Raw genomic sequence first — 25,259 nt, 5'->3', positions numbered from 1 at the left:
TCCTCCACCCACTTCACCGCACCCACACGATCCTTCGGAATCGGCGGCCACCCCCACACCACCCCCCGACACGAACCACACCCCCACCAGAAGAACCCACCTCAGAACCGGCTTCACGCCGCAAACCACCAGGCAGCACAGCCCCGACGACCGGAACCGCGCGCCCCCTGCCCAACGCCGTCAAATCCCATGGCATGGTCTGACTCTCGCCCGCGGGATCGAAGCCAGTCGCCGCGAAAACGTCGGGATCAACCCAATCCCCGCCCCGTGCCCTGTCCACTCCCCCAGCCGTTTCCGCCTCCTGAGCCGCACGCGAACGCTCCCGCGCCTGCCCGGTGTGCTTCCGCCATTCGGCCAGCCGGTCCGGCGGCACGCCACCGGCGACATCATCGAGTTGATCCCCCCACTGGATCAACGAATCCCGCTCAGGGTCCAGCACCCCGAGCCACTCCTCTATGCGGAACGGCTCCCCGGGCCACTCCTCACCCACAACCTCAGCGCCATGCGGCACGTCACCACCGACCTCGGGATCCGCGTGAACCGCCACGGGAGAACCGAGATCGCCCTCACCTCCAGAGGACCGCGCGGGCACAACACGACCACGCACCTCGCGGATCCAGTCCTTGACCGTCGGGCGTTTGAGTAATCCCTCACCGCCAAGCTCGACAATGTCGTCGAGGTCGTAACGCCATTGACGCGATTCGCCCGGTTCCGCAGCCAGTCTCTTCACCCACGCCCGCAACCATTCATTGGAGTCGTTGTTCAGGTGCTGCCCATCAGACCTGTCGAAGGAGATGCCCTTGGGCAAGGTGAGCGTATCCAGGTGATCCTGCAATGTTTTTGAGCCGAACAGGTCGTCTGGATCCGGCCGCCACCGCACCATATCCTCAATCGTCGCGACCGTAACGAACTCGCTGACCGGCTGCCCCGTGCCCGACGAAGCATTACGCGCCTCGGCAACCCTGCGGTTGACCGTCCCCGGGGCGAGGAGTCGCTCATCGCCAAGCGTGACAATGGCCTCCGCCGTATAACGCCACCGGCCTCGCTTGTCCTTCTGTGTGGCCATGCTCTCCACCCAAGCCCCCACCCACAGGCCGGCGAGACGCGTCAACTGCCCGTTCTCCCTGACGAAAGAGAGACCGTCAGGCAGCGTGAGCGTGTTCAGATACTCAAGCAGTGTTTGAGGGCCGGCCAAATCGGCTGGGTTCGGCCTCCACGGCGCGACATCCTCAACCGTCGCGACAGTCCGGAGCCCACCACCCGCCTGCATCGGAGGTACCGAAGTCTCACGGGCTTCAGTCATCCAGCGGGCGACTGCCTTGGGGACGAGGAGGTCCTCACCGCCAAGCTCGACAATGTCCTTCTTCCGGTAACGCCACCCACCTTGCTCATTCTTCTCCATTGCCAGTCCGTTCACCCACGCCCGCAACCATTCATTGGAGGCGCTGCCCAACTTCCTCCCCTTAGACCTGTCGAAGGAAATGCCGTCAGGCAGGTGCAGCTCAAGCGTGTCCAGATAGTCCCGTAGCTTCTTCGGCCCCGGAGCGCCGGCTCGGCCCGGGCGCCACCGCGCCACATCCCCCAACCTCGCGACAGTCCGGAGCTCACCACCCGTCGATGCGGACGGTGGCGCAACTCGGCGAGCCTCAGTAACCCAACGGCCGACTGTCTTCGGAACGAGGAGGCCCTTACCGCCGTGCGCGACAATGTCCGGCGCCTGGTAACGCCATTTACCCTTCTCGTCCCTCTCACTGGCCATGTTTTTCACCCATGCCCGCAACCACAGGTCGGACTCTCGGCTCAACTTCGTATTCGTATCAGCCCTGGCAAAAGAAATACCTTCAGGCAGCGGGAGCGTGTTCAAATAATCACTAAAGAATTTCAGAGCATTCGGGTCCTTTGGATCTCGCCGCCACCTCATCACATGCAGCGGAACACCGGCCGCCTCAAAGTCAGATTCCACCTCCAGCTCTCGCGGCCGTTCATCAAGCCCCTCAGGCAGCCGCGCCGCCGGATCGCGTGCATCACCACGCCCGTTGAGAACACCCACATCCGCCGCCAGCACCTCGGGCATGCCCGGCTCACCCGCCGACTCCTGCACCGGCGCACCGCCACCGGCGACATCATCGAGTTGCTCCGAGGCGTCTACTTGAACCTCCGCCCGCCCCTGCTCAAGATCCGTCCGCCCCAACGGAGACCTTTCCGGGGAGGTGTCCAGCATCTGCTCGAAGTCGAAATCCTCCATAGACACAGCGTTGTCGATGACCCCGCCATCCGGCACGACACCACCGACATCGGGATCCGAGAGAACCGCCGCGGGAGAACCGAGGTCGCCCTCACCACCAGGGGACCGCGCGGGCACAACACGATCACGCACCTCGCGGATCCACCTCTCGACCGACTTGCGATTGAGTAGTCCCGCCCCGCCGAACGCGAGAATGTCCGTCGCCGTGTAACGCCAGTCACCTTGCTCATTCGTCTCCGCAACCATTGCCTTTCCCCACGCCCGCAGCCATGCCAGGGAGTTTTTGTTCAGTGGCCCCTTAGACCTGTCGAAGGAGATGCCCCTGGGCAAGGGCTGCCTAGCCAGGTAACCCTGCAATGTTTCCGTGTAGAACGGATCCGGCCGCCACCGCACCACATCCTCCAGCGTCAACGGTTTCTCACGCGATGAAGGCCCTCCGCCCAACGCCCCCGACTCCCGAGGCCACATCAACTCCCCCACCAACTCACGGGCCAAACGCTCAGCAGCCAACACTCCCTGCCGAGCGTTCTCATGCCGGTACAGCTCCCACGCGACCAAGGCAACAGCAGCCCGATACCGCGATAGATGAGCACGATCAATCCACGACGACGGCTCCACAAACGACCGAGGCGGCTGATTCCACCGATTCACGATCTCCCGAGCATCCGCGAAAACCGGGTCCGAATCAGTCAGCCCTGCCAGCCAAAGCCGACGTCGTGCCAACGCCAACGCCTTCCGCCGCGCCGGCAACGGATCCGCTGGATCAGAGAACGCCTCCGGACCGAACAACCCCGTCACCGGCCGCTGCCCGTCCACCCGCAACTGCGCCACACCCAGCGATGCGTCCCCCGCCGGCCGCTCGATCGCCCACACCCGCACCCGGCGCAGGATCTCCTTCGCCGAAATCCCGGCCGCACCCGGCGGATACTCGCCCAACCGCGCTCGAACCTCCGACTCCACGAACGCCGACAACGAACCCGTCGGATCCGCCATCCCCGACGACGCGAACACACCACCCTTCAGCGACGGCTCCTCGCCCCGGCCCCGGTGCGCGACCACCGCGTCGACAAAGCCCTGGACCATCAGCGCAGCCGCCCGGCGATCCCCGCCCGAACCGTCCAGACGCCCCTCCCACGTCACCCGGGCCCGCCCGAGCGCGTCCGGGTCGGCTCCTTCCAGCGCGAGTTCCAGGTCCTCCTTGGCGCGCAGCCACACGGACCGCGCAACATCAGCCTCGTGAGCGGCCGCGGTCAGTTCGGTACGCGCTCCGGCGAGTTCCTTCGTGACGGCGACGAGCTCCGCCTGCTCCTTGGCCAAGTCCGCAGCCAGCCGCCGTTCCTCGGGAGTACCGGCGACATTCGCGGTGATCCGCGCCCGCTGTGCGGCGAGCCACGGATCCGTCCCGACGTCGCCTGGCCTGCCTGCCACGTCGAGAAGTCGCTGCTCGGCAGCATGCTGGTTGAGCCACTTCTGGTCGGCGGCTCCCTGTTTCCGGTGGAGGGTGATCTCCTTCGCACGCCACAGCGCTGCGGCGTTCCGCACCCTGTCCTGGGCCCGCGTGACCTTCGCCGGAAGCGGGACACCCAGGGCCTTCTCCACGTCCGCGTTGATCACCCTGGGCAGCGCCGAGGCAGGGAGCCCGACCACCACTGCGCTGGTGACGCCGTCCACTTCGGCCACGATCAAATGCTCGGTGTCGAACCTGATCAGGCCACTGCGACCGGTGTCCTGCAAGGTCACCGAGCGCGGTCCCGACGTCGCGCCGGAAAGCTGGCCGCTCGCCGAGGTCGACTCCGCCGCGGCTCCGCCGGGAAGGTGCAGGTTGCCTTCTCGATCGGTGATGGCTCCGTCATCGGCCACCAACGTGGTACCGGAGGTGCCGGAACGCCAGGTCTCGGCGGTGAAGCGATCCAGGTTCGTCGCGGTCTGGTCGAAGCGGACGTGGTCACTCAAGCCCGCGAGCCGCGCCCCGCTCAGCCGCGAGTAGATCTTGATCTTGGCTTGCTGGCCGCCCGCGAGCGACATCGTGTACAGGTCCGGCAGTGGCAGCGAAGCACCTGACGTCTTGACGAGATTGGCCTTGATGGACGTGTTGGTCACCGACGACGCCAGCGTGTACATCGCGCCGGTTTCACTACTGGTCAGCCCAGACTTCGCGCCCGCGCCCCCGAGCGCCACGATGACGCCTTCCCGGATCTCCGCGGCACCGCGGAAGCCTTCCACGACCGTGTCCGCCGGGAGCTTCGTGCCGGCGCTTTGCCACTCCCGCACACTCGCGTCGGTGTGCAGCCCGAGCGGGACGATCGAATTTTCGTGTTTCCCGCCGACACGGCCCGCGAGCCGCTGGTCGTCGGCGTTGACCCGGATCCCGATGGTGTCCGCCAGCGTGCTCGAGGCGATCTCGCGGCCTTCCCTCTCGATCTTCAGCTCCCACCGCAGCCGGACGCGGTACCGGGCTTCGGGCCCGGACGCGGTGGTCGCGCGCATCGAGACGAGGCCCGAACCGGTGACGCGTCGGTCGGTGCGCTCCCGGGTACCACCCATTCCGGCCCCGCCGCCCAGCGCACCGCCACGGTCGGGATCACCGCTGGAGAAGAGGGACCGCCAGCCGGGCCGCAGCCAGCCGCCCCTCGCCTTCGACCGTTCTTCGACGGACTTGTGCTCGACCGAATTGGTGAGCACCTGCTCGATCTCGCTGCCGATGTTCTCGTACCCGTCGAACTCGACTGTCTCCACGGTGGCGCTGAGAAGCACGTTGTAGTCGTCCGACCACAGCACTCCCGGCCGGTGGACACGCAGCGGCACGCCACCGTCGAGCGCGTCGTCGAGCAACGTGCTCGCGCCGTCGGCCAGCTCGTGCAGCCTTTCGGCGGTGCCCATCGCGTCGTCCAGCACGGATTTCGGGATCAGCTCCCGGTGCTTGGCATCGAGATTCGCGCGCAGGGCGGGCACCAGCCGGGAAAGGTCCGGCTGGTCCTCGAGGACGTAAGCGCCGAGCGACCCCGAGGAACCGAACGCCAGTTCCGGAGCGCCGAGCTTCGGCGCCGGCTCACGCGGTTCGGCGGCGGGAAGCAGCCCCTGCGCCCTCGCCTGCCGTTCACTCATCCGGACGAAAAGGGAACCCGGCATGTACTTGTCGGCCCCGGCGGCGGAGACCGCACCGTCGACGAGGCTCTTCTGCCTGCTCTCGACGACCATACGAGCACGAACGTCGTACCGGACGAGCACGGTGCGGCCGTGCTTGGCCGTCTTGTCCTTGTGGTCGGCCATGGTCGCCTGCGCGGTCGCCCGGCTTCGTTTCCTGCCCCAGAACCTGGCCGAGCCACCGAGTGCGATCCGCCCGCCCGCCGACACTGTGTCATGTGCGAAGAAGTTGAGGTTCACGCTCGGCCCCAGCGCCTTCACGCGCGAGGACAACGACGTCGCCTTGGTGCCGCCACTGAAAGTCACCTTGTCGCGGCCCGCGTCGGACACCTGCACCACCACCGGCTTGGTCAGTTCCAGCCCCAAGCCGATGGCTCCGACCCGTGTCATGGTACGACGTCCGTGGCGCAGGCCATTACGACTGAAGGCCAACACCGACGAGGGCTTGAGCAGGGCCCGCACCGTCTCGGGCGCGAACCACTGGTGCACGAGCTGATGTCCCTTGCTGCCCGGGAGCACCAGCACCTCATCGCCGTTCGTGGCGCGGTTGGACAGGTCGACGGCCAGCTCGCCCAGTTCTCCCGCGTGGGCGAACGCCTCCACGTACAGGAAGTCGGGCGCCGGAGTGGCCTTCACGGACAGCTCGTCGATGGTGGGCGTCTCTTCGGGGTCGAGGTGGACGACTTGCGAAGGACCGGGAGCGAACCGCGACGGATCGGTCTTGAAGGCCACGGAGTCGCTGACCCACAACTCGGTCTTGCCCGTCAGCTGCGGCAAGTGCAGCGCGGCGTCAGGTTTGGAGCCCGCGAGGGTGCGTACCTCCGGGGTGGAGCGGAAGGGAGATCCCGGCGTGAGCCGCCGCACCCAGGGCCGAGGGCGCCGGTGGCTGCGGACCTCGACTTCGAGGGCGAGTCCGTGGCTGAAGACCTGAGCCTGATCGGCACCCACCTGTTCGACGGTCACGGCGCTCCCGGCCGCCCCCGCGTTCTTCCGCGACCGGCTGTCCGCGAACCTGACCGGTGTCACCGCGAGGTTGGTGAGAGCGCCAAGGTCCGCCGTACCCACGAAACCGACCCTTGCGCGTGCCTCCGGCCCGACCGCCCAGCCACGCTCCACACCGGCGTTGCCACCGAGCGTGGTGCCCGTGGTCTGGATTCCGGCCACCGTGCGCCCGGCCGCCTGCCCGAGGTGAGTGCCGGTGCCGAGCGTGCCCTTGACTCGTACGCTGATGAACTCGTCGAAGAAGACGCCGCGGCGTTTGACCTGCGCGAAGACACCCGCCCCGAGCAAGCTGTCCAGCCTGCTCATCAAGGGGGTCGCCGAGAACACCGATGCCAGCTTTCGCTGGTTCGACAGGCGTTCTTCCATCTTGTCACCCGAGCCTCGGGTGGTCTTCGCCTCAGCACTGGACCACTTGGGCAGTAGGTCCTCCAGACCCGGGATACGTCGCAGCGCGTTCTCGATCCGGGGCAGGACTTGGGCGGCGATCGGGGTGGCCCCTGCGTGGATGTGCCCACCGGCCGCTGCGGCCGCCAGATAAGGAGGCTCGAAGCGCGGCCCCACGTCGACGAAGCGCTTTTCATAGCCAGGGGGTACCGGCAGGTTCTCGGCAACCGCCTCGTGCAGGTCCAGCCGGACGTACTTCGTCGCGGGCTCTGTGACCCATTCGCCATGGGTGGTCTCCACGGTGACCTCACCCGTCACCCGATAGAGGCCGACGTCGCCCTTGACGTACATGCCGGTCCCTGTGGTGACCGACCGGCCGCTGACCGCGGTGTCGGAAATGCTCGCGGCGACGGTGCCGGTCAACCCGCCATACCCGGCCGCCACCCCGGGAATGCCGCCGCCACCACCGAGGCCGGCGAGCACGTCCGGCCCCGCCTGCGAGGTGAACTCGACCGATTCCTCGGCCGTCGCCGTGTCCTGCGTGCGGGATTCGCCCTCGGCGGGCGCCACTCCGATGAACTCCACGTCGTGCGCCCTGAATTTCATCCGGGCCGCTTCGCGGTAGGCGCCGTGAGGACTCACCAGGTCCCCGGATACCGAGGCCGCCCCTGTCCACATCTCCTTCGACACTGCGCGCACGTACTGGGGGGACGCGAATTCGCGCAAAACGGCGCGGCCGGGTGCCGACAGTTTGGTCACCGACGGATGCAGCTTCGCCTTGACCTTTTCGAACAGCGCCCGCTCGTCGAGCATCACCGCTTCGACGGCAAGGTAACCGATCCGCTTTTCCCAGCCGTTGCGGGGTTTTCCGGACGAAATCGCGCCCGGCTCGGTGATCCCGCTGACCGAATCGGGAAGCAGCAGGGTGACCTCGCCGTCGGTGGTGTCTCGAAGGACACCGCCGTCTTCGCCGGTGAGGGTGATGTAGTACTTCACCGGAACTCTCGCGCTGCGCACCTCGGAATGGGGCCGCCAGATGGTCTGCGCGTTCGAGGACGTGTCGGAGTTGCGCAGTCCGGCCGGCCGCGCCAATTTCACGCCGGCACCCCCGATGGGCAGCCAACCGGCGTTCATCAGCGAGATCGTGGAAAGGCCGAGCCGGTGGAACAAACTTTCCGTGCGAGACTCCTTGTGCCCGAGCACATGCTGTTCCCGTACTTCGCGGACACCCCGGTTGCCCTCACCCGGTACCGCGGCATCGAAGTCCGGCACAGCGGCGACGTGCGCCTCGAACCACTTCTCCCCGACCCGGACCGGGAAGCTCCGGCCGCCCTGGCCCAGCGCGTCGGCCTGGCCGGACGCGTCCGGCCGCGCCCCGAGGAAGGACTCGAATCGCGCGCGGTTCAGCTTGCCGACGATGGCGCTGACTCCCTGGTGCTCCTCGCCGAACGGCGCCAGCATCCCGGCGATGCGTAGGCCGACCTTGTCGCGCCCCTTCACCTCGCTCACCGTGACCAGGCCCAAAGCCCGCCCGTCGCGGGCATACTCCGGCAAGGCCTCCCGGAACGAGCTTCCCGCCGCCTTCTTCTCGCCCACCCGCACATCGGCGGGTCCTGGCGGTGCTTTCGCGGTTTCCCCGGCGGACGGCGATCGGGGCGCCCCCGCGGCGCCTTCCCCGGGCTCGTCCTCCTCTTCGATCGAGGTCAGGCTCGTGTCGTCGTCGTCCTCCTCGGTCGAGGACAGGCTCGTGTCGTCGTCCTCCTCGACGACGAGCCGCTCCCGGTCCTCGTCGAGCCAGATCTCGACGACCGTGTTCCCGTCACCGCGCACGATCGTGGGGGCGGTGGCCAAGCCGAGGTCAACCCGCTGGAGCTGATCCCTGTAGGGAACCCGCAGCTGCTCAAGGCTGGCCAGGTTGTCCAGTTTGGCCATGACCAAGGCACTGAACTGCGGTCTGGACGTCGCGGGATCGCCGATCACGCGATAGCGCACCCAGGGACGGCGGCCTTCCTTGTGCGCGGCGATCAGCTCCCGAACGAGCTCGGCCAGTGGTTTCCAGTATTCGACCGGCACGGCCTCGGCCCCCGCCGGGATCTCCATCCGGACAACGCGCCGCCCGACGCGGAGGGCCGGATCCGCCTGCGCGGCGGCGAGTGCCTTGTCGTACGCCCCCTTCGCACCCCAGAACTTCGCCGCGGCGCGTCGTTCGAAGAGGGGCTCGGCGACGGTTCCGCTGGCGATCTTCGCGGTCAGCGACCTGGCCTTACGTCTGGCCTCAGCCCACTCCTTGTCCCGGCGTGCCAGCTCGAGGAGGCTGTTCTTGAACGATGCGGGCAGCCGGTGGTTCTGATCCTTGCGGCGGATGTGGTAGCCCTTGTCGTAGTCGACCTCGGCCACCTGTGGCTCGCTACGGGTCAACGGGCCGGCCGACTTGCGTTCGGCCACCAGCATGAACCGGGTGGCGTAGGAGAAGGTGGCGGTGATCGGGTCGGTCGCGCCGGGAACGCCGGGCGCCGGCAGCGCGCTGCCCCCCGACTGTCGGGCGCCGTGGTGCTCGTGGCCCGTACCGATGGCACCGCGGACGTCCACTCCGAAGAACAAGGCGCTCATCGCGCCGAAGGTCTGGCGTCCCTCTTCGTAGGTGGTGTGCCCCGGCGCTTGGGGCACCCCCGCGCCCCAGACCGGCAGGGTCATCGCCACGTGGGAGGTTTCGCTCCCTCCGCTGAATTCCTTCGTCCGCGTGGTCTCCGGGTTCCCCTTCAGGGTGATCCGCGCGCTCCCGTGTTCGAGGGTTCCCGGCCCGTCGATCATGGCGTGGAGGGTGAGCTTCACCCCCAGCTCGTCCGGGACGATCAGCTCGGCGCCGGTGGCATCGGCAGGCGAGGTCGTGGCGCTGCCGGCTCCGAAGAGCAAGGGAGCCAAAGCCTTCACGTTGCCGAGTGTGAGCTGCTCCCGGACCAGGGCCAGTGTCCGCGAGTCGAGCTTCCCGCCGATCGCGGCCTCCAGCACCTTGCGGGCGGCGTCGCGCAGATCCTCGATCCGGCCGTCGAAATGGGTGATCCGGAAGTCCGCGGGGTCGTCCGGAAGCGTTGCGGCCCCTTCCGGCTTCCGCCATTTGTCGAGACGATCCTTGCCGGCTTCGCTCGCCGGGCGCCGTGTCACGACGCCTTCGTGCGGCAGGCCGTCCCCGCCCCTTTCTTCCACCGCGGACCGGGTGAGCACCTTGCGCTCGGCGGAGATGTCGGCGATGCGCTCGCCATGCCGTTCGAAGCGGATGTCGAAACCGAGTTCGACGCTGCGCTCGGCCAAGGCACCGCTGACCGTCTCGGTCTGCGTCACCGTATCGGTACGGGTGTTGGTCCGGCTCCGGAACTGACTCAGCCAGTCGACGATGTGCCCGACACCGTAGCCCAGCGTCGTGGCAGGAGCGCCGTGCTTGCCGGGCTCGCGCTCGGCTTCCTGCGCGTCGGATTCCGACTGGAACATCATCGCCGCGGCCGGGACGGTCATGAGTTCGAGGAGGTTGCGCTTCACGGTGCGGCTGGTCGCCGCCCACGCTGACACCACCGACGTCTTGGTGAGGCCACCGTGCACGATGCCGTTGGCCGTCGGCTTGCTCTTCGGCCAAGCCTCGACGACGAGGTCATAGTTCTCACCGGAGAGTTTGTTCTCCAGGCGCAATCTGGCACTGGCGCCACCATTGGCGAGATCGCCCATCGATGTCTGCAAGTTGGACAGGAACATCTCGATCGCGCTGCGGTTGTCATGTCCGGTGTCCGAGGCCGCTGTCCGCATAAGTCGCTCGAACTTCTCAGGGGTCAGCGCGCTCTCCAACTGCGCGTAGAGGCCCGCCGTGCTGCCCGCCGCGTCCGGTTTGTCGGCTTGATGCAGCAGGCCGGTGAGGTCCACTGGCTCGATGATCCCGTCGGCCCAGTTCGAGCCACCGAGGTCGTGGCCCTTCGGGACCTTGCCGATGTGACCGGCAGGCCGGGGAACCACCAAGCCGAAATTGAAGCCACTGCGGCGCGCGTCTTCGGCGGCCTGCTGGATCCGTACCTCGTGCAGTTGCTCGTCGGTCAGCTCTACCCAGATGGCACCCGGCTGCTCCGAGCGGTATGCCGCCGTCTTGACCGGCCGAGTCCCGAAGAAATGCCACCGGTCGATGAGGCCACGTCGGCCCGTCTCCACCGAGACCGTCGTCTCCAACGTGGCTTCGACCTTGTGCAGTTGGCGACGTGGCTCAAGGGTCTGTGACGTGTTCGTCCCTACCTGGATCTTGCGGCTGACGCGCTTGCTGAAGGTGGAGCGCCAAAGGTTCAGCTCCGCGAGGATCGGCCCCACCCCACGCATGACGGTTCCGGGTGGGTGCGCCACCCCTTCGCCGACCACGAAGACCGCGGGTTCGAACTCGTTCGCGAACCCCGCGCTTCGTTCCTTGTCCGACGAGGTCGAGGTCGAAGTTCCCGCTCCCTGCTGCGGTTGGTGCCAATAGGTATTGTGCACAACCGGGTCGCGAAGCCGGTAAGACACCGCCACCGTGGCGATCCGGGTCTCCTTCCTACGCTTCCACCGCAAGCCGCTGATCCACTTCGGACGGTTGAACCTGCGCGAGTCCGACTTGAATGCCGCGACCGAGATCGCCTGGTCGATCAGTGCGGAATTGTCGCCGTCGCGGTACTTCCAGATCGCGTCGCCGTCAGCGCGCTTGAGTGTCCTCCTGACGTCCTTGCGCACTCGGGCCAGCGCGCCCGCGTTCACCGAAAGCACCCGGACACGGTCGAGCGCACGGGACGTGCCGGTCCGGAGATAGTCGGCCTTGTGCAACGGTTTCGACGGCAGCCGCTTCCCCTCGATCGCCGACCCCACCAGCATGGCGTCGCGTTCCGCCTCCGTCAGCTCCAGGACCACGTCGGCGACGATCGTGCGAGGAGCACGGCCGTCGGCGGCGGCCCGCTCGTCGATGATGGGGAGATGGTGGCCCTCGGGGACGTGTTTGCCCCGCTTCCCGATGGTGAGACTCCGAACCAGATCGTTGTATCGCGACCAATACGAACCCGAAACCTTCAGTTCGACCTTCGCGGCGTAGCGATACTTCGGCTCTGGGACGACCGCGCCGGACTCGTCCAGTTCCTTGCCGACGGTGCCGCCGCTGACCAGCTCGGTGTCCCGCGTCCGACCGGTGTCCTTGGTCTTTCCGAAGAACAGCTTGTGGGTGCCGGTCATCATGACCGTGTTGCCCGCCCATGACCCGTAGATTCGTTCCCGGACCCCGCCGGCGACCATCCAGCCGCGACTGGTCGTGTCGCCACTGTGTTCGGTGTCCTTCAGCGTCGTGGTACCCGTGCCACCCTGGACCGGCCCCAACGGTTCCCCGAGTGGGGCCAGCAACCGCGCTTCGATCTCGAAGCCCGCGTGGTACTCGTGGCCGCGGCCCGGCTCGGGCGCCAGCTCGACGATCTGCCGCTGGTCGGCGAGCATATCCGGCAGCAGCCGGGCGAGGTTGTCCTCCGAAACCGCCTCGTCGATGGCCTTCCAGCGTTCGACCTGGCGTTGCAGTTTCCCGGTCAACCCCTTCTTCAGTTTCGGGTCGCCGAACGGCGTCGCGAGCCCCGCGTCCCGCCATGCCCACCGTTTGTGCCCGGGAAGCGTCTTCGCGGAGTCGTGCAACATCGTCTTGAGCCGCGCACTGGCCTCGCCGAGATTCAGCGCTGCTGCCGTTGTGCCGGCACCCGGCTTGGAAAGATCGTTCGCCGCGGCTTCGGACAGAAGACCGGCTTGCCGCGCGTCCTCGCGCTGAGCCCAGCGGATCGCTTCCGCCGCGTCGCGGAACGTCAGCGGCGCCTGCCCCTGCACCCGCACTTGCAGGTCGTATTCCGTCTTGAAGCGGACCACGCTGTCTTCGTAGGAGCGCTCCACCGACAGCTCTGAATCCTGGCCATGCGTGGTCGTCCTGCTCTTGGTGTGTCCAGCGTTGATGGAGGGCCCGGCTCCCGCGCTGACCATGCCGTAGTCGAAGCCCGGTCCGCCCGCGATGAACCCGGTGACGGCTCGGCCCGTCGTGCTGGACGCCGTCGTCGAGCTGCTCTCGGACTCGTGTACGCGGAACTTCGCGCCCTCGATGGTGTCCAGATAAGCGACCTTGCGGGCGACCGCGCGCATCTGCACGTTCTGCGACCGTGAGGAGACGACCCGGGTGAACGGATTCCCGCCGCGGACCAGCGCGTGCGAGGTGACCCAACCCGCGTCCGGGTCGGCCTGCGGCGTCACCGTCATGCTCGGCAGGTTCGCGGCGATGGTGTTCGCGTCGATGAACTCCCACAGCGCTTCGCGCGAGTCCTTGTCCAGTGCGCCGAGGCGGATCAGGAGCTGGTCGAAAATGGCCTGCGACATTCCCTTCTTCACCGTGACGGCTTCGGTGCCCGCCGGGGGCAGGACGTCCGGCATCGGCACGAGGCGTCCCTCGTCACGAAGCCCTTCCGGCACACTGAACTCCGCGGCGACCGGCTTGTGCAACCGGCTGTCACCCCGGAGTTCGATCCTCAGTTTCGAGTCGCCGCTGTCAGGGGTCACGGGCTCGATGATCACCGTCATCGGCAGTCTGACCGAGCGCGTTCCCTGGTAACCGCTCGTGCCCTTCCCGGGCCGCTCCGGCAGCGAGACACTGATCTGTTTCGCGCCACCCAGCTCATGGCCGTGAGCACGGCTGGTCGAGACGTTCGTCGGCAAGGACACGAGCCCCGTGGTGAACATGCCTGGCACCATCGGTGTGAAGAAGATCCAGGTGGTCTGCGGGTTCGTCGTGGTTCCGGTACGAGCACTGGTGTTCCCGGAGCTTCCCCGGACAACCGGATTCGTCGTCCCCGTCCGGTCTCCCGCCTTCTGCGCGTGCCAGTGAAGCTTCTCGACCCGGATGCGGATCAGCCTGCCGCCCATCCTGAACACGCGGCCCTCACCGAAGAAGGAACCCACGTCGGAGCCGAAGGCGTGCTCGAGAGCGGCGAGCTCCGTCGCGGTCGGTTGCTTCGGGGCGAACGAGCCGGCCGAGGCGACGACCTGGTCCACTTCTTCGGTCCGGCTCAGCTGCCCGACGATCCCCTTCGCCTTGGCCTGGAGGAAGTAGGCCGGCACCGCCTGGGCGGTCGCCGGGAGCACCTCGGTCGCCGCAGGCGGCGTCAAGTCTTTCAGTTCGATCGCGGCAGCGGTCGTTACTGGCAAAGTTGGGTGCTTGGCCTTGCTGCTCGATCCCGATGCCCGTGGGCGGGACGGCCCGGCGCCCGAATCATCAACACCAGTTCGGTTGGACCGCGCGCCACCTGGCGTGGGGGGTGTTTTCTGCCTCTGCGTTCTCAAGGTACCCAGCGCCACCGCAAGTTTCAGGGACATCTTCGCGGCACCCCGCTTGGACAAACCCTGCGCCAGATACCGCGCGACAACGTCCTTCACCAGGTTATTCACCTGGAAGGCTTCTACCGCGTGCGGCGGCGGCTCCCCGATCCACCCCGGCACATAGTGATACAGCGAGACGATCTTCGTAGCCAGATCAATATGATCCTTGAAATCCTGCGCCGGCCTCTTCCCGAAGGCACGGGACAACCCGCCACCATTATCCAACCACTCCAACGCCCCCGCACGATCCCGCGGAATCGTGCGCCACGCCTCCTCCACACCAGAACCCGGAACAACATCGTCGTCCACCTCCTCACCGATCATGCGCAACAGGGAATCGACATCCATATCAGCCGTGCCGAGCGCCGACGCGAGCTTCTTTGACATCTCTTCGACAGTCTCCACCGAAAAATCGTTGGCCAGATAAGTCGCGAGGGCAACGTTCAGTTCGTCATTCGGTACGAGATGAGTACGCGACACAATGTCGGCGGCTGTTTCCAGATGGAGTCCGGCATTCGCTTCGGCCGTACTCCAGAGACTCCACTCGTCCAGCCGGCCCCCATCGGCTATCCACGCCAGCGCACCCTCACGATCCTTCGGGATCGTGAGCAACTCCAGCACCGCCGGCATACGCGGAACGTCCGCCATCACGGCATCGTCCGTCACGCTCAGGTTCAGGCGTTCGACTGTCGCTTTCGCCAGTGGCCGTACCGCCTGTGCCGGGTTGTCGAGGCTGCCGGTGAGGATGTGCAAGGCCGAGGCGACCAGATCGACCGCGTAGTCGTGGTAGTCGAGGCGAACGTGGGCCCCGGGCGCTGTCGCCCGATCGGGCAGCGGGTCCTCGATGAACTCGCCCACCAGGTCACGCGCTTGCTGGAAAACGCTGTCGCCGCGGTCCACCCCTGCCAGGACGGCGCGCGCCACCCGAAGCTCGTCACCCAACCGCGCCCCATCCGCGCCCGCGTCCTTGACACTCGCCACGATATTGTCCACCCAGGCCTGGCCCAACCCGTCAGGAACCGGATCCGCCCCCACCTCCGCCAGCACCCTGTCCCGCAACCCCGCAGGAAGCTCCTCCAGCGGCGTCGCCCCGACCAATTCCTTGTCCGCGGCACTCACGTCAGCCCGCGCCAGCCATTGCCTCAGGCCACGCTCCACCACGAACCCGCGCAACGTCCGCGGCCCCGTCCCATCCACCGCCGGCCGCCACCCGATAACCGAGGCGACGACCTGGTCCACTTCTCCGGTCCGGCTCAGCTCCCCAGCCGCAACAGTGTCATCTCCGCCCATCACGCCCTCGAGGGCGGTCAGGAAGTCCTTGGCACTCGCCACGGGCCCAACATCAGACTTCAGCCGAACGCCAGCCACTCCGGAGAACAGTCCCCTGATAGCCTCAGATAGGAGAGCCTGCAATTCCTTCGCCGTCCGCGCCTCGGCTGAATTCGGCGCGTGCGGAATGGGAACGCTGGCGGACGGGTTCTTGAGAATCACCTCGACGAGGTCCGGGCCTGCCAGCTTGGGATGTCGAGCGGAAGGTTCGACCTTCACTTCATCAAGGAAAGTGGCGATATCGACTACGACACCTGTGAGCTGCCGCCACGCATCCAAGACCGACTTCGCTGCAGCCATGACCGAATCCGTCAGGTAGTTCTTACGCTGCTGCTCCAACTTCGGCGAACCGGCGTAGACCGGAGCCAGAAGAAACCTGACAGGACTCATGGAACGCTTTCCAGCGAGAAGGGCTCGCACAGCCTCACCCTGAACAGCCAGGTAAACGCGTTCCAGATGCGCCGCAGGCAAGGCCAATTGCCCTTTCCCGAAGCCGACAACCAGGACTGTCGACTTACGACAATCATCGATCGTCAACCTCTGATCGGCACGCTGCAGCAGTTCGTAACATTGTTTCTTCTTATCATTCGAGCTCAGTATGATGTGAATTTCCAGATCTATCTTCGTCAGAAGATCTGACACGAAGGAGAAGACATCGCCGCCGGCCAACGCCTGCGTCCCGATCCTCTCGTCAAGCATCTCCCGCACCATCGATCCCATCAACTTCAGCTTCACATCATATAGGCCGTAAGCCTTGGCGGAACGATGTACATAAAGACGTAGTCCCAGATCAGGATCCTGTCTCCGTTGATTTCGGCGCCTCACGACCTCCTCGCTCAACGGGAGCAACTTCGACCACAAAAGATCGCGCTCCTGCTCGGTCACTAGCGGTTTTTTAGAACCAGGCGACATGCGCCCCTGCCATATCTCAGCCGGCGGCATCAAGACGAGTTTCTCTTGAATTCCCACCGCTTGCACTGCCGCGTCCTCGCCGGCCTCCGCCAGATCAGACTCCAGTACTTCTCGCGCCTCGCCATTCGTGCGCCTTTTCCACAGAATTTCGATTTCGCCGGCGGTAACAAGCCAGCCGGTCATCCGGGAAACTTCACTAAGCTGGTAACGCTTACCCCAGGGGTCGATCCGATTGTAGAATTCCGCTGCCCATACCCGAGCCCAAATCTTGGCAGTCGCCTCCGAGACCTGACGCTCGGCCAGGAGGTATTTCAAATTCTGCGGCTTGCCTTTATCCCCGTCGGGCATCCACGAACGCACCTGTTCCGGCATCAATACATATCCCGAGATAGCCCCGTCATTCGCAGACCTCTTGTAACTCACCTCGGGCTCACCAACAGACAACTCCCCACCCACACTGAGAGCCACGGGGAGAAGAGCCTGCAATTCCTTCGCTCTATACGCCTCGGCTGAATTCGGTGCGTGCAGATTGGACGCGTCGACGGACGGGTTCTTGAGAATCATCTCGACGAGGTCCGGGCCTGCCTTCTTGGAATGTCGAGCGGAAGGTTCGACCTCCACTTCATCAAGGAAAGTGGCGATATCGACTACGACACCTGTGAGCTGCCGCCACGCATCCAAGACCGACTTCGCTGCAGCCATGACCAAATCCGTCAAATGACTCTCACGCTTTTGCTCCAACACCGGCGAACCGCCGAAGATCGGAGCCAGAAGAAACGTGACAGGACTCATGGAACGCTTTCCAGCGAGAAGGGCTCGCACAGCCTCACCCTGAACAGCCAGGTAAACGCGTTCCAGATGCGCCGCAGGCAAGGACAATTGCCCTTTCGCGAAGGCGACAACCAGGACTGTCGACTTACGACAATCATCGATCGTCAACCCCTGATCGGCATGCTGCACCAGTTCGAAACGTTCTTCCCCACCCTCATCCGCTGCCGATTCCAGCATCGACATGATGTGAGTTTCCAAATCTATCTTCGACGGAAGTTTCAACACGAAGGATAAGGCATCGTCCCCAGCCGCCCGCGTCTTGATCTCTTCGTCGAGCACTCTCCGCGACTTCTCTCCTTGCGAAAGCAGCCTCTCCTTGGATTTCTTGGTGATCTTGCCGCCCAAACGAAGATAATGACGTATTCGCAGATCAGGACCCACTATCCGCTGCGTTCGGCGCTCCACAACCTCTCCGCCCAACTTGGACAACTCCGGCCACAACTTCTCCTGGTCGAGCACTTCCTTCTTTTGACCAGATGTCAAGAGCCCTGTCCATTTCACCGTCGGCGGCCTCAAGACAAGTTCCTCGTTACTTCCCACCAGTTGCAGCGGTTCCCCGTCGGCCTCTACCAGGGAGAACTCCAGCACTTCTAGCGCCTCGCCACCCCTGCGCCTTTTGAACAGAATGCCGATTTCGTCAGCGGTAACCAGCCCGCCGGACATCAGGGACATTTCACTTTGGCCGTAAAGTCTGCCCTTTGTGTTCGTCTGATTGTAGAACTGCGCTGCCCAGACCTGAGCCCAAATCTTGGCAGTCGCCCGCGAGACCTGACGCCCGGCCAGGTAGTCGTTCAAATTCTGCGATTTGATCCTATCCTTGTCGGGCCTCCACGAAAGCACCCATTGCGGCGTCGACGTAGACCCCACTAACACCGCTGCGATTTTTTCGACGAACCGTTCGACACCCTCTGCAGGAGATCCGTTGACCAAATAGTCGGCGGCAACACGTCTTACCACATCTACATCGATCTCGGCGAAACGATGCCGCGACACGATCCTTGCGGCCGTTTCCTGATGAGGCCCGAGCTCCACCGCGGGCCTCTTTCCGTGCCGCCGCTGAGACAACCCAGCGCCGTCCAGCAGCCACTCCAAAGCAGCAAGAGGATCACCAGGGACTGTCGGGAAAGTCCTGTCATCCTGCTCGGTGATCGTCTTGTCCAGCTCATGAAGCGGTTCGTCGGCTGTCAGCGAGATCGCCGGTGCCTCGGTCGGCGCACCACGAGTGACCTTGATGTGCTTGGCGCCGAATTTCTGCACTTGATCCTGCGTGGGCCACTCTGGATCCGGTGTGGGCCACTGATTCCGCATCGCCGCCCACAGTGCCTCAGCCACCTGATACCACACCGCGGCAACCCGCGCGTCCACGTCGTCACCATGTCCCGGGTGAATCACCAGGTTCAGAAGAACAGGCCTGTGCTCGTCGTTGCCTGCTACGCGCAGGACGAGTCTCTCCATCAACCATCGCAGCAACTGCCGTGAAGCCGGAGAGAACAACAAACTGCCGTCCGGCAGGAACGGGATGGTCACACTATTTTCCGCCCGGTACGACCACTCCGGCTGACCGGACACCGGCAGCAACTCAGCACGCCACGATTGCTGCCCCCGACCGGCCTCCGACCCGGCTGCCCGCGCGGAACTGGAGGAGTCGCCTGTCTCCGGTTCCTTGCCGGGTCGTGTGCCGCCGGGGGCGGTTGTGGTTGGTGGCGGGGTGGGGTTTGTGCTCAGGTTCAGGCGTTCGACGACCGCTTTCGCCAGTGGCCGTACCGCCTGTGCCGGGTCGTCGAGGCTGCCGGTGAGGATGTGCAAGGCCGAGGCGACCAGATCGACCGCGTAGTCGTGGTAGTCGAGGCGAACGTGGGCCCCAGGCGCTGTCGCCCGATCAGGCAGCGGGTCCTCGAGGAACCCGCCCACCAGGGCACGCGCCCGCTGGAAAACACTGTCACCTCGGTACACCCCCGCCAGAACGGCGCGCGCCACCCGAAGCTCGTCACCCAACCGCGCCCCATCCGCACCCGCGTCCTTGACACTCGCCACCATGTTCTCCACCCAGGCCTGGCCCAACCCGTCAGGAACCGGATCCGCCCCCACCTCCGCCAGCACCCTGTCCCGCAACCCCGCAGGAAGCTCCTCCAGCGGCATCGACCCGACCAGCTCCTTGTCCGCGTCACCCACGTCAGCCCGCGCCAGCCATTGCCTCAGGCCACGCTCCACCACGAACCCGCGCAACGTCCGCGGCCCCGTCCCATCCACCGCCGGCCGCCACCCGGCCACCGAGGCGACGACCTGGTCCACTTCTTCGGTCCGGCTCCACGCCTCCTCCTCCACACCAGCACCCGGAACAACATCGTCGTTCAACACCGCATCGGCCATGCGCAACAGGGAATCGGAATCCATGTCAGCCGTGCCGAGCGCCGACGCGAGCTCCTTCGACATCTCTTCGACAGTCTCCAACGAAAAATCGTTGGCCAGATAAGTCGCGAGGACAACGTTCAGTTCGTCATTCCGCACGAGATGAGTACGCGACACAATGTCGGCGGCTGTTTCCAGATGGAGTCCGGCATTCGCTTCGGCCGTACTCCAGAGACTCCACTCGCCTAGCCCACCCCCATCGGCTATCCACGCCAGCGCACCCTCACGATCCAACGGGATCGGGCGCAACTCCAGCACCGCCGGCATACGCGGAACGTCCGCCATCACGGCATCGGCTTTCACATCCACGAGGATCATGCTCAAACCCCCACGGGTGTACGGGATGGGGCGGACGTTGGCAGTCATGATCTGCTCGACGCTGTCGGCATGCTCGGTACCGGACACCCGAGCCACGAGCGCGGCACGGACGATGGCCATCACTCTCTGCAGACGCTGGTTGGCACCCTGAGGGGTCGAGGCGACCACCGCGATGACGAGGACGTCACCCTTGCGCTGCGGGCCCAGAAGCCCGTCGAAAAATTCCGATGCCAGCCAGGTGATCCTTTCCTTCCCCGCTTCCGGCACGAGGGCGAACGTCGGAACGAACTGCTCGGTCAAAGACCCGGCTGCCCGGTAATCCAGCTCGCCCTTGTCCGCGGTCCAATGCCTGGTGATACTCACCCGCATCGGCATCTCGGCAGAGATGGCGTGGATTATGTACGTGAACTTCAGCGCGTCTGCGGCCACGCGCATGCGACTGGCCACCAAGTCTTTGAGCAAGTCGTGTTCGGGCGAGGGATCACCCAACTCAACACTCCAGCTAGTCGCCCATACGTCCAAACGGACATCTAATTGATACCCGCCTTCGGCGCACCTGTCCCACTCCTTGCGAAGGTCGCGGAAGAATTCTTCCGAACCTGCTGCATCATTTTCGACGATCGAGCGCGATGCAGCATTCCACTCTCTTACCCAGCGGGCCCGTTCGGTATCGGCACTGTGTCCCTTGACCCGGGCGATGAACTCAGGCGGCAACGAGACGGGCTGCGGGATTCCGGACAGTTCCGTTTCGGGTTCGAAGTAACCGTCGAGTTCATGATCGGGCCCATCGATCCTGCTGAAAAGACCCTGGTATGCCATGGTCGTCGTCTTCTTCTGCAGGGAGAAATACCGCTGAACGTACGCCTCGATATCACCGTTTGTGTAGTGCGCCGGCAGGGCCTCCACCGCCTCGTAAACCTGGGATGTCACCGCCAGCTCCCGCCGCTCGACCGCCGCGGACCCCGTTACCAGGAGCAACCTGAACCGCACCGGCTGACCAGAGTCCCCATCCGCCTCATTTGCCCATGCCCGCTCGGCGAACCCGGCCACCTGCAAGCTAAAACGGCGAAAGTCGGCTGCAGACAGCCCAGGATTTTGCCGCGGGTCACCGAAGGAGAAGGCCAGGCGACGCGCCGCCAGGTAGAACGCTTCCGTCTTGTTCGGCGACTCATAGAGTGTGACCACTACGTTTTTGCCTCTGACAGTATACGATTCACCGTCGAAGGTGAGCTTTTTCCTGTCAACACCATCGCCGACCGACGCGGCGGCTGCGTCGCGAAGATCTTCCTCCAGTCTTGCCAAGTTGCCGCGCTGGGATTCCGTTTGCGTGTACTCGACCAAGCGCACATCCGGAAGCTCCCGCTTCGGCTTGCTCTCGACTGCGGCCTTGACCAGCTCGGCATAAAGGCCCTTGAACTCGACCCACTCAGCATCCTCTTCGTACCCTGGTGTCAACGGCAACACGAGACTCACACTGCGCCGTTCGACGAGCGCATTCGGCCTGCCGAGCCACAGGCCCTTCACCCTGATCTGCGGCAGCCCTTCAGGCGACGGCAAAGGCGGGTGCACGGTCTGGCCGCCCGGCGAAACGCCCAGCACCGCCGCGATATTTTCGACAAACCGTTTGACGCCCTCTGCAGGAGATCCTTTGGCCAAATAGCAGGCGACAACACGCATTACCGACTCTGCATCGCTCCAGGCGAAACGATGCTGTGACACGATCCTTGCGGCCGTTGCATGATGAGGTCCGAGTTCCCTTGCGGTCCTCTTTAAGTATTGCTCCGGAGTCAACCCAGCACCGCTCTTCAGCCATTTCGACGCAGCACGACGACCAACAGGGACTTCCGGGAAGACCTCGTCGTTCAGCTCGGTGTCTCGCCAAGTCAACACCGGTTTCGGCTCGGTGATCGTCGCGTCGAGTACAGGATGGTTCGTCGGTACCTCGACTTTCAGCTTGAGCACGGGCTCCGCGGCCGGCTCGCCATAACGAACCTTAAAGTGAGCCTTCATGAATTTCGACACCTCATCCTGCGTGGGCAACGCCGTCTGCCCCCCTCTGGCCCACATCGCCGCCCGCAGTGCCGCAAACAGCCGCAGTGACACCTCGTCACCCCGCGCGGTCCCTTCCCCCTCGGCCCTCTCCTCACCAGGCCCTGGGTGAAGCACCAGGTTCAGAAGAACACGCCTGCCCTCGTCGTTGTCCTCCACCCGCTGGAGGAACCCCTCCATCAACCATTGCAGCTGCCGCAGTGAAGCTTTCGAGAAAAGCACACTGTCCGGCAAGAACAGGATGGTCAGACTCTTAGCCGCCCGATAGAACCGCACAGAACTGCCCGGCGACTTTCGCACCACCACCTCGACCCTGGGCGACTCACCCACCGCCATTACCGAAGGCACCAGATCGAAACCGAACCGCACCTCGTCCTCGTCCACCCCCCGCTCCCGCAAAACATCCCACAAACGCCCATCCACCTTCCTGAGCAACTCCTCGCCGAAGTCCCTCAGCCGATCAACCGAATCAACAAGCAACAACTTGATATGCAACGGCTCCCACGACGCGTTCTTCAGCACCACAGCATTCGCCGCGACCCGCTCCAGCAGCCCACTCAGCAACACATCATCCGCCTCAGACCATTCCGGCCGATCGGACACCGGCAACTCAGCACGCCATGAAGCCGCCACATCGGGCACCACATCCACCAGGATCATGGCCCTCTTCTTATGGAAGTACGGGATGGGGCGGACATAGTCAGTCAGGATCTGCTCGACACGCTTGGCGTTTCCGCGGCCGAGCCGATTCTCGAGCGCGGCGCGGACGATGGCCAGCGCGCTCTCCACATTCTCCATGGCGCCCGATTCGGACGCGGCGACCACCCTGATGACGAGGACATCACCATTGCCCCGCGGGCCCAGAAGCCGGTCGAAAAACTCCGATGCCAGCCAGGTGATCCTTTCCTGCCCCGCTTCTGGCACCCAGGCAAACCTCGGAATGAACGGCTCGGTCAAGGACCTGGCTGCGCGGTAATACGCCTCGCCCTCGTCCTCGGTCGGATATCTGGCGATACCCACCCGCATCGACCCGTCGGTGACGCTGTGGGTCATGTACGTGACCTTCAGGTCGCCTGCTTTCACGCCCAGGCGCCGGGCCATCAGGCTTTCGAGCTCGCCGTGTTCGGGCAAGCGATCACCTATCGCAGCACTCGGGTTCCTCATCCTTACGTACAAACGGACATCTTCGCGTTGAACCTCGCCTTCGACCCGCCTGTCCCACTCCTTGCGAAGTTCGCGGAAGAATTCTTCTGAACCTGCTGCATCATTTTCGACGATCGAGCGCGATGCAGCATTCCACTCTCTTTCCCAGCTGGCGGATGGGGGAGCGACACCACGCTCCACGATCCGGGCGACGAACTTGATCGGCAACGGAACGGGCTGCGGGATTCTGGTCTGTTCCGGTTCGGGTTCGAGGTAACCGTCCAGTTCATGCACGGGCCCGTCGACCTTGGTGAAAAGACCGTATAATTCACCACCCTCTACCTCTTTCTTCTCCAGCACGAAATACCGCTGGACATACCCCTCGATATCACCTGCCGTGTAGCGCCGCGGCAGGGCTTTCACCGCCTCGTAAACCTGCGATGTCACCGCCAGCTCTCGCCACTCGACCTCCCCGGACCGCGCCACCAGGAGCAACCCGAACCGCACCGGCGGACCAGAGTCCTTATCTGCCTTCTCTTTCTTGTCTTCCTCTACTCGCTCGGCGAACCCCTCCACCTGCAAGCGAAAACGGCGTTCATCGGCGGCAGACAGCCCACTGTGCCGATTGTCAGCGAAGGGGAGGTTCAGTTCACGCTCCGCCCGATAGAACTGTTCAGTCTTGCTAGGCCCATAGACCCTGACCACTACTTTCCTGGCCCCGCGATGGATACGATGTAATCCACGCCCGAAGGTGAGCATTCCCCTATCGACACCATCGCTGGCGGGCTCGGCTGCGTCGCGAAGATCTTCCTCCAGCGTTGCCAAGGCGTCTGCGTCGGACTTAGATATCGCTGCAACGCCGTAGTGGTGCAAGCGCGCATCCGGAAGTTCCCGCTTCGGCTCGCTCTCGGCCGCGGCCTTGACCAGCGTGGCGTAACGCTCCTTAAAGTCCTTCCACTCCTTGTTATCCGCTAGGGCCAACGGAAACTTGACGGTCACACTGGTCTCTACGACGAGCACATCCACCTTGCTCTGCCGCGGGACCTTACCCTCCGGCAAACTCCGATACTCGGCCCCGCCACCCGGTCCCGACGCCCCCGCGTCGGCCGAAGAACCAACGTTCACGGTGGACGAGCCGAGGGTGTCACCGCGCTCCACCAACACACCAGCCCCAAGAGTGTCATCAGGGCCCATCACCTCGTTGAGGGCGGCCTCGAATTCCTCGTACCTCATGTCACGCGCACCATCAGACGACTCAATCTGCGGCGCGTTCTCCTCCTGCGGTGAAACAGCCGGCCGATCGATCTGCGCACCGCCGAGCCGAACGCCGGCCAATCCGGAGACCAGTCCCCCGATGTCCTCAGGCAGACGAGCCTGCAAATCCCTCGCCTTCCGCGCCTCGACTGAATTCGGTGCGTGCAGATTGGACGCATCGACGGACGGGTTCTTGAGAATCACCTCGACGAGGTCCGGGCCTGCCCGCCTGTAACGTCGACCGGAAGGTTCGACCTTCACCCCATCAACGAAAACGGCGATATCGACTACGACACCTGTGAGCTGCTGCCACGCATCCAAGACCGACTTCGCTGCAGCCGTGACCAAATCCGTCAAATGACCCTCACGCTGCCGCTCCAAGTCCGGCGAACCGCTGTAGACCGTAGCCAGAAGAAACGTGACAGGACTCATGGAACGCTTTCCAGCGAGAAGGGCTCGCACAGCCTCACCTTGAACAGCCAGGTAAACCTGCTCCAGGTGCGCCGCAGGCAAGGCCAATTGCCCTTTCGCGAAGGCGACAACCAGGACTGTCGACTTACGGCAATCATCGATCGTCAACCTCTGATCGGCATGCTGCACCAGTTCGAAACGTTCTTCCCCACCCTCATCCGCTAACGATTCCTCCAGCGACATGAAGTGAGTTTCCAAATCTATCTTCGACGGAAGTTTCAACACGAAGGATAAGGCATCGTCCCCAGCCGCCCGCGTCTTGATCTCTTCGTCGAGCACTCTCCGCGACTTCTCTCCTTGCGAAACCAGCCTCTCCTTGGATTTCTTGGTGATCTTGCCGCCATAGCGAATATGATGACGTATTCGCAGATCAGGACCCACT

Annotated in this window: 1 protein-coding gene (running past one end of the window); it reads right to left on the bottom strand. The window is 64.6% G+C overall.

All coding sequences use genetic code 11. The features are described 5' to 3' along the window. Positions 1–13: 13 nt before the first annotated feature. On the bottom strand, positions 14–25,259 hold the 3' portion of the coding sequence (locus tag SD37_RS09640; RefSeq protein ID WP_065912778.1) for a hypothetical protein. The gene runs 15,371 nt beyond the window's last position; 25,246 of the gene's 40,617 nt are visible here — the last part of the coding sequence; its start codon lies off the right edge, out of view; its stop codon occupies positions 14–16.

Source organism: Amycolatopsis orientalis, from assembly GCF_000943515.2.
GTDB lineage: Bacteria > Actinomycetota > Actinomycetes > Mycobacteriales > Pseudonocardiaceae > Amycolatopsis > Amycolatopsis orientalis.
Note: the sequence above shows the minus strand (reverse complement) of the source record. Positions and strands in the feature narration are given on the sequence as shown.